11 protein-coding genes and 1 pseudogene are annotated in these 14,069 nt (G+C 33.2%); 11 read left to right on the top strand and 1 reads right to left on the bottom strand.

Features of this window, described 5'->3' with window-relative positions:
* The first annotated feature begins 169 nt into the window (after positions 1-169).
* The 11 genes and pseudogenes from V7O63_RS07765 (at position 170) to V7O63_RS07715 (ending at position 12,938) form a co-directional block, all read left to right on the top strand.
* The gene (locus tag V7O63_RS07765) at positions 170-1,645 is read left to right on the top strand and encodes a glycosyltransferase family 39 protein (protein ID WP_340817854.1); all 1,476 of its coding nucleotides are present in this window, start codon (positions 170-172) and stop codon (positions 1,643-1,645) included.
* A gap of 225 nt (positions 1,646-1,870) precedes the next feature.
* Positions 1,871-2,752, top strand: coding sequence for an exosortase/archaeosortase family protein (locus V7O63_RS07760; protein ID WP_340817853.1), 882 nt, complete (start codon positions 1,871-1,873; stop codon positions 2,750-2,752).
* 33 nt (positions 2,753-2,785) lie between these two features.
* Positions 2,786-3,976, top strand: coding sequence for a glycosyltransferase (locus V7O63_RS07755; protein ID WP_340817852.1), 1,191 nt, complete (start codon positions 2,786-2,788; stop codon positions 3,974-3,976).
* Positions 3,977-4,071: 95 nt separating this feature from the next.
* A pseudogene (locus V7O63_RS07750) lies at positions 4,072-5,016 on the top strand (IS5 family transposase).
* Between the two features lie 138 nt (positions 5,017-5,154).
* A complete protein-coding gene (locus tag V7O63_RS07745) occupies positions 5,155-5,442 on the top strand; it encodes a hypothetical protein (protein ID WP_340817851.1) in 288 nt (95 codons plus the stop codon).
* A gap of 510 nt (positions 5,443-5,952) precedes the next feature.
* Positions 5,953-6,861 carry a decaprenyl-phosphate phosphoribosyltransferase gene (locus V7O63_RS07740; protein ID WP_340817850.1) on the top strand — a complete coding sequence of 303 codons (909 nt, stop codon included), beginning with the start codon at positions 5,953-5,955 and terminating at the stop codon, positions 6,859-6,861.
* 31 nt (positions 6,862-6,892) lie between these two features.
* On the top strand, positions 6,893-8,023 hold the full coding sequence (locus tag V7O63_RS07735) for a DUF362 domain-containing protein (protein WP_340817848.1): 1,131 nt from the start codon (positions 6,893-6,895) through the stop codon (positions 8,021-8,023).
* Positions 8,024-8,035: 12 nt separating this feature from the next.
* Complete coding sequence (locus tag V7O63_RS07730; RefSeq protein WP_340817846.1) at positions 8,036-8,704, top strand: PHP domain-containing protein; 669 nt, start codon at positions 8,036-8,038, stop codon at positions 8,702-8,704.
* Complete coding sequence (locus tag V7O63_RS07725) at positions 8,688-9,632, top strand: lysylphosphatidylglycerol synthase transmembrane domain-containing protein (RefSeq protein ID WP_340817844.1); 945 nt, start codon at positions 8,688-8,690, stop codon at positions 9,630-9,632. The genes V7O63_RS07730 and V7O63_RS07725 overlap by 17 nt, the downstream gene beginning before the upstream one ends.
* A 543-nt stretch (positions 9,633-10,175) precedes the next feature.
* Positions 10,176-11,852, top strand: a complete 1,677-nt coding sequence (locus V7O63_RS07720) for a hypothetical protein (RefSeq protein ID WP_340817843.1) — start codon at positions 10,176-10,178, stop codon at positions 11,850-11,852.
* 15 nt (positions 11,853-11,867) lie between these two features.
* The gene (locus V7O63_RS07715; RefSeq protein ID WP_340817842.1) at positions 11,868-12,938 is read left to right on the top strand and encodes a glycosyltransferase family 4 protein; all 1,071 of its coding nucleotides are present in this window, start codon (positions 11,868-11,870) and stop codon (positions 12,936-12,938) included.
* Here the strand turns inward: V7O63_RS07715 and V7O63_RS07710 are convergent.
* Positions 12,935-14,047, bottom strand: a complete 1,113-nt coding sequence (locus V7O63_RS07710; protein ID WP_340820826.1) for a glycosyltransferase family 4 protein — start codon at positions 14,045-14,047, stop codon at positions 12,935-12,937. The two genes, V7O63_RS07715 and V7O63_RS07710, sit on opposite strands and share 4 nt — an antisense overlap.
* Positions 14,048-14,069: the final 22 nt, after the last annotated feature.

The raw sequence follows: 14,069 nt of genomic DNA, 5'->3' as shown, positions 1-14,069 counted from the left end.
TCCCAGCCCATCGAATCAAATCAAGCTAATAGGCCACATGAAGAGATCAATAAGCATAGAGTTAAAGATAGAAGAAGATTACTAATTTAAAAATATTAACTTCCACCATACAAATTTAGTAAAACATATATACAATAATTTATAGTATACATGTGTGAATTTTTCCAACATGATGAACAGTCACAAAACATACCTACTGATAGCCCTAGTGATTGGGACTTCAATGAGGTTTTATGGACTTGACATACAAAGTCTTTGGGTTGATGAGCTATATACAATCACTAATGCCTCATTCTCTTTAGCTTACTTATTTGATACATTATCATATGATGTGCATCCACCACTACATAATCTATTCTTATTCCTCTGGATGAAGTTATTTGGAGACTCTGAAGTATCAGTTCGGTTGCCAAGTGCAATGGCTGGCTTCTTATCAATGATAGCAATGTATCATTACACAAAACAATTTTATGGGAAAAATATAGCAACCTCAGCAACTATTTTGCTATCGTTAACTTTTGCAGGTATATATTATTCCCAAGAAGCAAGAAGCTATAGTTTTTTACTATTGTTTTCCATTGTTTCAACTTTTTTGTTTATGAAAATTGTTACTACTCCTGAAGAAAATAAAGTAAATTATTACCATTATGCGTTCTACTCAGTTATCGCAATACTGATATCTTATACTCACTATTTTGGCTTGCTATTAATTATATTGCAATGTATATATTGGATTACTATAAGTTATGTTTATGGTGAAAACAAATACAAGCCCATTTTGGTTGCGCTCATTTTGATTATTTCGTATTTACCTTGGTTCCAAATATTAAAGACTACTATATCTGAAAAAAATGGTGGAAACTTTTGGATACCAACACCAACTTTACACCTATTCATTGACTTTTTCATGACGGCAACCTATCCAAAAAAAACAATCGTACTAATCTTTTTTCTTTTAATAGTTATAATCCCTTTAATAATTAACTTCAAACAATTTAGGAGCAATCTGTTCAGTACAATAAATACTATAAGTCTTAAATCCCCAACCTTCATTGCAGTGTATCTAATTTTAAGTTCTTCATCAATAACATTTTTAATATCCCAGCATACTCCTATTCTCACCGTAAGGAATTTGTTAATAATAGCCCCTATGGTATATCTTCTGATAGCTTTATGGGTATCAATGAATCCATTATTTGGAAATCATAAACAAAATGCATACATACTAGCAACATGTTTAATCTGTTTAATGATGTTGCTACCTTCTTATTATAGTCCAAACAAAGAACAATTTAGAGAAGCAATTGAATATTCTGTAAATCAGGCTGACATTGGAACATACTTATTATTTTTAGGGGACTATGATATGCATAACAGATATAATTATTACGTAAATAAGCAAAATATCCCAACAGATGTAACTTTAGTTATGCAAAACCCAAATATGGACTTAATTGAATATTATAATGCATCATTAACAAATGTTAATGATTTAATAATTATTGGAGCTCACACAAGAGATTTAAATGAAAATGAAAAAATATATCTTGAGGAGCAGTATGATAAATGTACCATAAAGAAATTCTATTCAGCAATTGTTTATGAATACAAAAACGAATATTCATCAAAAGATAATCAAATCTAATCATCTACAAAAGATACATAGCTAAAGCAAATCTTAAACAAATAATCAGAACATTAAAGTACATTAACAAATAATAATTCTAGGAAAAGTTCTAATTTAGAAGAGTTTTTAATAAATTTAACACATAAGCATTGGTAAGTTTTCGAGAATAAAACAAACATCTTAATTAGAAAAGTGAAAAATACCTTTGAACCAAAGACTCCGTATTATAGTGTGGTGCTAACAATGAATAAAAAACTCGACTTATATAAATTGGGATATATTCTGAGTATAACTATTTTCATAATTGGATTAAGGATATCTTTAAGCTGGTCCTACAACAATCGTTTTGTTGGAGTTTTTATTAGTCTATGTTCCATAGCACTTGCATACTATATTTATCGCAAAACCACACCGCTTCTTGAAAAAGAAAGATTTGAAGTTAACCGATTGCAATTGTTAGCTGGAATTGCTTTAGTAATCCTTGTTTTCATCTATAATTTTCTCGCTTTAGACGAACTTGGGTCATTCGACATCGGAATGCTGGTCTCAGGCTTCATAATAATTTTGCTTAATCTAGGAGTACTCAACTTCTTGAATCTAACTAAAAATAGTATATCCTTTATAACTTATTTCTTATTTATTACAATGATTCTATACGGATTCCTATTTAGTGGCCTACCTTTCATAGCTGGAGATAAAGATAATAACCTATTTTTTGACTTCGTGACAAAATCTGTAGCTGCGCTATCGGCAATTCTATTAAACTTCATCAAACCAACAAGTTATTATGGTAATGTAATAGATTTTGATAGCTTTGTTGTTTATATCGGCGATGCTTGCTCAGGAGTAGAATCAATATCCATATTTTTATCGGCAGCACTTGCTTATATGATTTCTATCAAGTCTAAAGATTACAAAAAAATGGTTGTTTTTATATTTATAGGAATTATCATACTGTATATAATCAATATTTTACGTGTGATGAGTATAATCTTGGCAGGATATTATATCAGCTTAGATGCGTTCTATTTAGTCCATAGACATTTAGGGTGGATTTTTTTCGTAATAGGAATGAGCTTCTTTTGGTATTTATTAATAAATAATTTTAAACCAAACGATAAATAAATAACAATTCATAAGATTAAAAACTCACTAAGTATGACTGAAAAAGAAAGGAAAAAAAACTTGCTAGTTGTTTGTCATGGTTACAATGCATTTGTAAAAGATTGGACTGACGAAATATCGAAGAGCTTTAATAATGTTTACGTGTTTGTTCGCTACAATACATTATTTGATATAGCCAATATTCTAAAAAAGGGGAAGTATTCTCACAAAACCCTCCAATATAAAATAAATAATAACGATAAACCATCCAATGTGGTCATTATTGTCAATAAATTTTTCTATATACCGCGTGGATTCTTTTTGAGAAGAGCCGGAAACCAACATTTAAACTCAGTTGTTAAGCAAATTGAGCAAAATAACCTGAAATTTGACCTAATCCACGCGCACTTTACCTGGACCTCTGGCTATGTTGCCTCGAAATTGAAATTCATGTACAATGTTCCTGCCATAATTACTGCACATGGTTTCGACATATATGAACTGCCATTCAGGGATGAATGGTGGTGTCGAAAAATAAGTCATTTACTAAATGAAGTAGATTATGTATTAACAGTAAGTAAAAAAAATATGGAACTTATTGCATCTTTGAACACATCTACAGAAAAAAAAGTTATTACAAATGGTTATAATTCACATTTATTTAAGCCAAAGGACATGAATTCTTGCAGAGACAAGCTCAACTTGCCATTAAATAAAAAAATATTATTGTCAATCGGAAACTTAGTAGAAATAAAAGGCCACAAGTATTTGTTAGAAGCTGTGGCAAAATTGACAGACAAAAGAGATGATTTTATATTAATCATTATTGGTGAGGGACCTCTTAAAGACACACTAAAAAAACAAGTACTCAATTTGAAACTGGAAAATAAAGTGAAACTAATAGGGATTAAGCCCCATGAGGAAATTGTTTTTTGGTTAGGTGCATGTGATTTATTTGTATTACCAAGCTTAAATGAAGGAAATCCTACTGTAATGTTTGAAGCAATGGGATGTGGCAAACCATTTATAGGGACAAATGTTGGAGGAGTTCCTGATATCATAAATGATGATAAATTGGGTATTATAGTAGAATCTGGTAACTCAGATTTGCTCTCAGATTCAATACAAAAAGCATTTCAAACTAACTGGGATTACGAATTTATTACTGAATCTTCAAAAAAATACACATGGACAAATGTAGTACAGCAAACATTGTCAGTTTACGACGACATTCTTAATAACTGAAACTACGGCTCTGTAGAAAAACCACTCCATATTTTATTTATACATAATAAATAAAAAAGGATTAAACCCTTAGCGCCATATGCTACCAAAAACACATAGAGAATGATTGTGTTTAGTCTAATAAATACTTAAAGTTTGTCGATACAGCGTTAGCTGTATCAGGAAACTCACATCTTCAGATTTATAGTTGTAAATATTCTAAAAGGAAATATACTCAACGCCAGCTATGACATTGTTTTTGGTGAAAGTGTATCTCGATGAGGAATATCGTAGAAATTATAGAATTAATGGATAAGTCAAAGAGAAAATTGGACTCAAAGAGGTTCCACATTTTACTACAATTAATAAATTAATTCTAAGACTAAAATCTACCTATTTCAGTGGATTACTGCATCAAACATTGAAGCCATTTTATTCACATGGAGAACAAATAGAAATTACTACTATTGATTCAAGTGGGTCACTAGTGGTCACTGTAGCTACTATTATTCGTTGAGGACAGGAAAGAAGCGATAATCGTTCCTGAAAACGAGCATCTCTGTTGATACTGCAAAGTTCATTATTACTGATTAAAAGATATCAGATAAGCCTGTTCATGATGAAAAACATTCAATGGCATTGCTTAAGCAATGCCATAAAACTCGCAAATCAAAATGCTATATAATGGATAAAGGATAGATTCTGAAAAGATACATTCAATAGCAAGAGAACAACTAGATGCGATAGCTATGATCCCTTTAAGACAAAGAAAGAGGAAAAGAATTAAAGGAGCATATCGAAGAAAAATGGTGTGGGAATTTGAAAGAGAATTGCACCATAACAAAAACCCGGTTGAAACGGTGTTCTCTGTACTAAAAAGAAAATATGGTGAATAAATAAGGGCAAAAGGGTATTGGAATCAACTAAAAGCGGTCAAATTCAAGCTGTTAGTGCATAAACTTGACAGATATGTCAAGGCTTGCTATAAAAATAAGGACCCCCTACAGAACCGAAACTACTCTGAAATGCCTATACTTTCACAGCACAGCATTAATATTTAATGTCCAACAACTCATTTATCAGGAAAACGAGATATATAGTCTGAAGAACATTAAACCAAACAGTTTCAATCACATGTATTTTCTAAAAAACGCCAAAAGGAGCAGCCTGATTCTAAAGCAAGAAAAATTATGAGGTTTTTGCAGGAAGCAAAGGCCATACAGGAATCCATTGATAAGAATAAGAAACTCCCTAAAAGGTTCAGAATCAGCAATGTCCTTGTTGATGTTAGTTATTCTCTACAGACGAAATTGATGCAACTTAACAAACAGGATGCTATCAAATTGTTGGAAGAAAAGCTAGTTACGGGCAGAGAAGGATTTTTCTGCTTAAAGTCAAGTGAACTAAAACAAGCCCTACAAACTGACCGGAAAAAAGACTCAATCGAAAAGATTATCAATTCTCTGAAGAATGATATCGAGATTTAAGTATTATGAGTATGGACGGGTGCTACCATTTATGGTGCGGTGAGCATTGGGTTCATTGCACAATTGTCCATATCGCTAATGCAATATGAGTTCAATGAACTAAAGCATAGGTAGACAATATTCATTAAAAATAGCTTATTGAATTTGGCAGTGACGGTAAATTTCAAGGTAAAGGGGGGTCAAAAAAGTACCTTTACTCCAATTAATGGCATAAATTCACTGATTTTAAGGGAAAGGCGGGTAAAATCATAGTAGTCTGTTCGAAATCATTCAAACTGTCAAATACGTTTTCCTGACAAATAATGAAAATTTTGGGTTGAAAGAGAAGACATTCTCTTCATCAAGGAATGAAAACTTTCAAACTTGTACAATACATTTAACAACCAGCAGACAACTACTTATGTAGCTATTCTTGTTCCATTCAAAAAGAAAAAAACAAGCTTAACTAAAAAATGAGAAAGCAAAGAGATGAACATAACTTAAACATTTATGCAAAGATTATTTTAATAGATGTCCTACAGAGCTGAAACAATAAATATTTCAATATTGCTACCTTTTATAATACGCATGATAAAAGATATACTCAAAAGTATGCGCCCACATCAGTGGTATAAAAATTTAATCATTTTTGTATGCATAATCTTTTCTTTAAACTATTTCAATTTGCAGATGTGGATTACCACTATATCCGCATTCATTGTGTTTTGCCTGCTTTCAGGTGCGCAGTATATCATTAATGATATTCTTGACAAAGAAAAGGACATTCATCATCCCACCAAAAAGAATAGGCCCATCGCTTCTGGAAAACTGAAAATATCTCATGCAATTGTTGCATCATCACTATTTCTTGCCTTAGCGACCATATGGGCGTACTTGATCAACTGGCAATTTCTTATAGTAGGTATAGGATATTTTATTCTAAGCTTGAGTTATTCGTTATATCTCAAAAATCTCGTGGTGGTTGATGTGCTGACCATATCCATAGGTTTTGTGTTACGTGCCACTGCGGGTTGTGTAGCAATAAATGTATTCATCTCTCCCTGGTTGATAATATGTACATTTCTTGCAGCATTATTCTTAGCTTTGGGCAAAAGAAGACATGAACTTATCTTACTTGATGATAAAGCAAACAAGCATCGCAAATCATTGGATGGAGTTTCACCTCAAATGCTCGACCAGATGATTACAATCGTCACTGCTGCCCTGATAATGTCATATTCACTATATACATTTCTTGCAGAAAACATTTTAATGATGGTAACTATCCCTATTACAATATATGGAACTTTCAGATACCTCTTTCTTATTCATTCAAAGAATATAGGAGGAGAACCCGAGATGTTATTCAAAGATAAAAGTATGATTACAAGTATGGTAGTATGGGGAATTACAGTGATATTGATATTCATAATTGGATAGTTGCGACTTTATTAAATTGGAGTGTAAAATTATGTCTTCAAAAGTTTCAATACTCAAAACATCTCAGGAAACAATTCTTGATGATTACAAGGAATTAATGCATCTTGCAGACTATAACAAACATGTTTCAAAGAACTATCCTACAACAATAAAAATAAACCTTTCATGGACCCTTTTCTATCCCGCATGTTCCACACCACCGTGGCAGTTGGATGGAGTACTTAAAACTCTCAGGGAAGATGGTTATGAAAACATTGTGGGTGTAGAAAACCAAACTGTTGTCACCCATCCATGGAAAGGTGCTTATTATAACAAGTGGTTACCAATCCTTGAAAAACACAATGTGGATTTCCAGCCTCTAACTGATGTAAATTGGGTTAAACATGAACCTAAAGCTGAAATGCTTGCTATGCACGATATATTTGATGAAATTATTGTGCCTGAAATGTTTCTGGATACGAATGTTATCCACCTGCCCACTGTCAAAACCCATGGGCATACAACCACCACTGGTTCCATGAAAAATGCTTTTGGTGGCCTTATTCCCAAACATCGACATCATGCTCATAAAAAGATACATGAAGTGCTGGTCGATCTACTGGCAATCCAACAAGAGATTCATAAAGGTATTTTTGCCACAATGGATGGTTGTATATGTGGTAATGGTGCAGGCCCTAGAACAATGGTTCCTTTTGCAGGAAATGTGATTCTGGGAAGTGATGATCAGGTTGCCATTGATGCAGTCGCTGCAAAAATGATGGGTTTTGAACCAATGGATATTGATTATATACGCCTGGCCCACGATAGGGGACTGGGGATTGGAGATATTGATCAAATAGATATCGTAGGTTTGGACAGATCTGAATTTGAAGACATGAATTTTGGTTTTGAAGCCAGTAAAAGCCCAATCATAAAATGGGATCAGAGAATACGTAAAAACACTGCTAATATCAAATGGTTGCATTCTTTATTGTTCCGTTCTCCCATATTCAGATCTTTCATATTTGCCTCAGAAACCTATCATGACAGGATATGGTATCCCACAGTTGGAAAAAAGCATATTCAGGATTTCATGCAAACTGAATGGGGTCAATTGTTCGACAAATACGGAAACGGTCCTTACCCCACTTATCCAGATATCAATAATTGGGACCCTTACTGAAATGAGGTACTTATGAAATTCGACCTACATACTCATACCAAATATTCAAAAAAATGCGGTGCACTTCCTCCCAAAAAACTTGTCCACGCCGCAATGCAAAGAGGTTTGAATGGAATTGCAGTTACAGATCATGATACTATAGATGGGGCCTTGGAAGCAAAGAAATACGAAACTAAAGACTTTGCTGTAATCATAGGTTGTGAAATAACTACAAATGAAGGGGAAATTACGGGACTATTTTTACATCACCCAATTATGTCAAAAGAAGCAGAAGATGTAATTGATGAAATTCACAAGCAGGGAGGGATTGCAGTTGTACCACATCCCTTTGATACATATCGAGCAAAGAGATTGAAAGAAGTTGACAAATATTGTTCCAAAATCGATGCAATTGAGGTTTTCAATTCTAGGTGCATCGATGAAAAAAGTAATCTCATGGCCAGACAATTTGCATTAGAAAATAATATGCCCAGGGTTGGGGGAAGTGATGCCCATAATCTGAATGAGATTGGTTTGGGATATACATTAGTTCCAGAAATGGAAGGACGTGATACTAAAGATTTAATTCTCACGGCTATCAACTCCTTCTCTACTGATGGAAATGGCAATCGATCCCCATTGTACAATCATGCATGGACAAAATTACGAAAATGGAGACGAAGAATTGTCAGTAATAGATAAGATCAAAAAACGAATGTTGTATTCATCCATTTTTGGGATTTTTGTCATAATAGCTCTGTTGATATATGCAGATGTAGGGAAACTTACAGAAGCTTTCATCCAGTTCAAGTGGACCTATATTCCTGTAATTGTCTTACTTACATTGCTTAATTACATTTTCAGGTTTTACAAATGGGATTATTATCTAGGAAAACTTGACATTGATATTTCTAAAAAGGATAGTTTCGTCGTTTTCTTTAGTGGATTGGTAATGTCTATTACCCCTGGAAAACTTGGTGAAGTATTCAAGTCCTATTTATTAAAGCAACTAGATGATATTCAAATTAGCAAATCTGCTCCTATTATATTTGCCGAGAGACTTACAGATGTCATGGGTCTGTTGATTCTTGCCTCTGTGGGAATTATTGTTTATGATTATAGTTTGAATTTGTTAATAGCAATTCTTACAATATTTGCATTAATCGTACTTGTTATTCAGTCCAGAATTTTATCGATGAAAATCATAGATTTCTGTGAGAGGTTACCCCTTGTTTCAAATTATGTTCACCATTTACGCCTATCCTATGAGAGTGCTTATACACTTTTAAGGCACAAACCCCTTTTGTTTACAATAGCAATTAGCATCGTTTCCTGGTTCTTTGAATGTATTGCAATGTGGTATGTACTCAAAGGTTTTGGACTTGGTAGGCCCTTGCTTGATGCAACCTTTGTATTTGCTTTTTCATCACTTGCAGGAGCAGTCTCTATGCTCCCTGGTGGATTGGGAATAGCTGAAGGCAGTATTGTCGGATTGTTGCATACTCTGGATGTACCTAATTCAATTGCTACAGGAACTGCTTTAATTATCCGATTTGGTACATTGTGGTTTGGAGTATTGTCGGGAATTGTTGTTTTGAGTTTGAATATAAATAAGTTTCAAAAAGATTAATTTACATTATAAAAATATGCGATGTTATTGATGCAATCAATATTTATTCAGAACAGCTGTCAAGAATTCCTTGATTACTTTATCATTGATTTCTTGTAGGGATTGGATTTCTTCTAAAATCTTTTGAGTAATTCCCTTGATGGCAGATTCGGAGAGTTAATTCCCAAGTTTGACAGTTTTCATTTTTTGTTGAATAGAATGTATTCTCTTCAAAAAAGAGTGAAAACTGTCAAACTTGGGTTAGAATATTTACAACTATAAATCTGAAGATGTGAGTTTCCTGATACAGCTAGCACTGTATCAACAAACTTTAAGTACTTATTAGACAAAACACAATCATACCTATGTGTTTTCGGTAGCATATACTGCAAAGGGCATTAATCCTTTTTAAATAATCATGCCAATATAAAATAAAAGTAGGTTTTCTACAGAGCCCAAATAATACTATTTTTGAGCTAAAAATCATGTATTTGGCCAAAAAGTACCCTATTTTTCGGACAAAATATTAACCTTAAAAAAGTATTTATACATAGCAGTCGATAAATGGGTTCTAAGATGGAATACACGAAAAACTTGGAAGATATAAATCATATCTTTACTCAAAACTTCAAAGGGATTTCACTCTTATTAATAGCTTTGTTGAATATAATAATACGGCTTCCAGTTACCGCTCATGAAGTTGGGATTGATACTTTTTATCTTCATTCACTTGCGTCATCGATATCTGTTTTAGGAAAAGCTGGATGGATAATACACCCTGCATCTTTTTTTGGAGTTTATCCATTCTCATACCCAAGTGCGCAACCTTTTATCCTCTCAGGTGTTTCACAAGCATTAGGAATATCTATTGAATATTCAATATTATTGTTTTCAATTTTTTTAGGCGTATTTAGCTTATTCTCATTTTATATATTTGCAGATGAATTTTTTGATAATGAAATATACAGCCTGATTGCTGCATTTCTATATTCATTATCACCAAACTTTATCAGGTTCACTTACTGGGATGCTTCTTCAAGAGGGTTTTTTATTGCAATCCTTCCTGTAGTATTATGGTTATTCATTAAATGTGGGGAAAAAATAAGATACAAATTTGCAATCTTACTTGTTTCAGTAGCAATTTTATCTGTATCTATCCATAGAACTTCATGGTTCCTTTCTGTTATTGCGGCTGCCTTTGTATTAAGTCTATTTACAACATTTACCGCTCGAGTATTCCACCACTTTCATTTTCCAAATATCAGTCTATATAGAATATTCATCGTATTGGATTTATCGCTTGCCTTGTTCTTATTTCAATTTACAGATATGTCTTTTATTGGCTTACAAGACTATCATTCAGGCTTTTTTGGTAGTGGAAACGATTTTTTGACTATACTTGTTAATTTATTGGTCGATTACTCGAGCAAGATAGGTATAGCTTTTGTACTTTCGAGTATCGGTATTCTGGCACTATCAAGTAAAAAGAAGATATATTTTAGAGATCAATTTATGATTTTTTGTTTTCTCCTCCTCTTACCATTGATGGGACTTTATAATTATTCCCCGCTTATTTTCGCACCAATTGTTATCATAGTAGGAACAAGCGGTATTTTCTTAATAGCAAACACAGTTCTTAATCATAGCAGATGGAACAAAATTCTTCAATGCAGCTTTATATTCATCTGTATACTTACTTCAACTATATTGCCCATATACATGATCGACCACTGGAATGTGGATGATGACATAATAAATTCTGAAACTGTTAATTCTGCTGACTTCATTAAGCAAAAAGCCACAGGAAATGTTATAGCAAACAACGGAAATTTAGCTAGTATGATCACAGGATACTCAGGAGTTCCAACACTTCCATTAGGCGGTACTACTGTATATAATGCACCTTCCAACCAGCTAGCTTATGGATTTGCAAATCCAGAAGATATACAAACACGTCCCATTACTATTTCTGAAATAAATCCAAGTATGAATTATTTCTATCACTTAATAGCAGCTCCAAATGCAAGAACTGAATGGATAAACATAGTCCAGAATTATTATTGGGATGCAAGACCAATGTTAAACTCTTACAATGCCAACTTGGCGATTCATACAAAGGGACAGAATGGATATTACTATTGGAAATGGTTGTATTCAAGACTGTTTCTTTCCCTTGAAGGTACTGGAAATGTAATTTACGACAATGGTATTGAAGAAATCTATAGTATTCCAGAAAATTGAGCTTAAATCGAAAAAATGAAAATCTGTATAATTACCCCATATTTTGGACAGATTGTCGGAGGAATTACCACATATGTATCCAGTTTGAGTATACAACTTGAACGGGATTCCGATATAAAAGTTAGTATACTTGCATTTGTTACATCCAACAATTGGATTAAAATTCCCAAAGTAAAAGTACTGTTTATAGTGAAATCCTTCTTTTTTTTGTTATATATGAGGCCATATGTAATTCACACACATGCTCACTGGCATGTACTGGCCCCAGCTGTCCTTTTTAAATTAATAGAACCAAAAACCAGATTAATCCACACTTTTCACACTGATACTCCCTACAACATGTCCTTTAAAAAGAAGAATATATTTGAATGGCTTCTTTCTAATTGCGACACCGTAACATTTTCTAGTTCATACCTTATGAATAAAGTTGCCAAAGAACTAACAATCAGTTCCGAAAAGATGGTAATATACAGTGGAGTAACATCAAAGTTAGTCAAAGAGCAAGAGTTATCAGAATTCATTTATAAATATAACTTGGCTGGTACAGGCCCAATTATCTGTTATATAGGTAACATGAGCTGGAAGCTCAAAAGTCAAGGAGTAGAGCTACTTGTTCGTTCATTTTCTCACGTTGTCGAAGAATTCAATAACTCCAAACTATTAATTATAGGTGATGGAGAATACAAGAATAATCTTGAGTCTTTGGTTATCCAACTAAATCTTGAAAAACATGTTATATTTACAGGTTCTTTAAAAAATGTATTTACAGCACTTTCAGTTTGCGATATATATGTACATATCAGCCTTCAAGAAGGAGGAGTATCGATATCCATACTGGAAGCAATGAGCATGGGCAAACCAGTCATTGCAACTAATGTTGGCGGAATCCCAGAACTTGTAGTTGATGGGGAAAATGGGATACTGATTGACCCTTTTTCAGATGACATAGGGAATGTTATTGTAAATTTATTGAAGAATGAAACAAAAAGAAAACATATTGGGCAATTTGCCAAAAAAAGAGTTTCTGAAGACTTTTCATGGGAAAAGATTGCCAGAGAATTCAAAAAAATATATGGAATAAATTAGTTATGGAACTTTACATGCTTTTTGTATATCTGAATATATTCATCAGCCATTTTTTCAACGCTATGAGAATTGATTATTGTCCTTTCAGAATTTTCACCAATTAAATGCACTTTTTCAATATTAGTAATACACCAGGACATTCTTTCTATCAGCTGCGTCTGATTGCCCTGCTCTATCAGGTATCCATTGTTCCCATTTATGACCACTTCAGGAATGCCACTCACATTAGTAGCAATTGGCACAACACGGCATGCCATTGCTTCCAAAAGTGCTAAAGGTAATCCTTCTAAACTAGATGTGAATAAAATAAAAGAATCTGCCACACAAAAATATTCCTGAACATTATCTACCCTGCCAAGAAGCAAAACATTATCACATACATTTAACTCTCTTATTTTTGCCTTCAAAGCCTCAGCCTCCCCAGTTCCAATAAAAAGTAATTTTGTATTGTTAAATTCAGAGGTTATTTTTCCAAAAGCTTCAACTAAATCATAAATTCCTTTATGCCCCACCCAACGACCTACATATATAAAGACAAACTCATTTCCAATCCCAAGTTCAATTCTCTTCTTTTCCCTGATTTCTTTGTCAAAATGAACCCTGCTTATGTCTATTCCATTCAGAATCACTGTTCCATTCGCTGAACTAAAATAATCTTTTGCATCACTACTAACAAATACCAATGAATCAGAAAATATGAAAGTTAAACTTTCGAACAAATCATATATCATTCTTTTGAAAAAGGAGTTGGGAGAAGGGAACCTTCCATGAACTGTAGTTATAACTGGTATTTTTAGAAGTTTTCCCACCATAGCAGAACAAGCAGATTGAGGAAGAGGTGTTTGTAAGTGTAGAAGATCAATGTTCTTCCTTGACTTGAATATTTCAGTTGCTGTCTGAATAGAGAAATAAATATCTTTAAACCTTGGGATAACATCACAGTTTATTTCTACCAGTTGAGTAGATGTTTGTACACTTGGCTCTGCAAGTTTTGTTATCGCAAAAGAATCTATATTTAAATCAGCTAAAGTTCTGCTGAGATCATCCACGAATTTGCTAACACCCGTGACTTCTTTTGGAGAATATGGAGTAATGAAACAAACTTGCATAAGTATCACATCCAATATTTGC

The sequence above is a fragment of the Methanolobus sp. WCC4 genome (assembly GCF_038022665.1).
Classification (GTDB): Archaea; Halobacteriota; Methanosarcinia; order Methanosarcinales; family Methanosarcinaceae; genus Methanolobus.
Note: the sequence above shows the minus strand (reverse complement) of the source record. Positions and strands in the feature narration are given on the sequence as shown.

Coding starts and splice junctions, on each gene's coding strand:
- V7O63_RS07765 (WP_340817854.1), top strand. CDS start 170: ATGATGAACAGTCACAAAACATACCTACTGATAGCCCTAGTGATTGGG.
- V7O63_RS07760 (WP_340817853.1), top strand. CDS start 1,871: ATGAATAAAAAACTCGACTTATATAAATTGGGATATATTCTGAGTATA.
- V7O63_RS07755 (WP_340817852.1), top strand. CDS start 2,786: ATGACTGAAAAAGAAAGGAAAAAAAACTTGCTAGTTGTTTGTCATGGT.
- V7O63_RS07740 (WP_340817850.1), top strand. CDS start 5,953: ATGTCCTACAGAGCTGAAACAATAAATATTTCAATATTGCTACCTTTT.
- V7O63_RS07735 (WP_340817848.1), top strand. CDS start 6,893: ATGTCTTCAAAAGTTTCAATACTCAAAACATCTCAGGAAACAATTCTT.
- V7O63_RS07730 (WP_340817846.1), top strand. CDS start 8,036: ATGAAATTCGACCTACATACTCATACCAAATATTCAAAAAAATGCGGT.
- V7O63_RS07720 (WP_340817843.1), top strand. CDS start 10,176: ATGGGTTCTAAGATGGAATACACGAAAAACTTGGAAGATATAAATCAT.
- V7O63_RS07715 (WP_340817842.1), top strand. CDS start 11,868: ATGAAAATCTGTATAATTACCCCATATTTTGGACAGATTGTCGGAGGA.
- V7O63_RS07710 (WP_340820826.1), bottom strand. CDS start 14,047: ATGCAAGTTTGTTTCATTACTCCATATTCTCCAAAAGAAGTCACGGGT.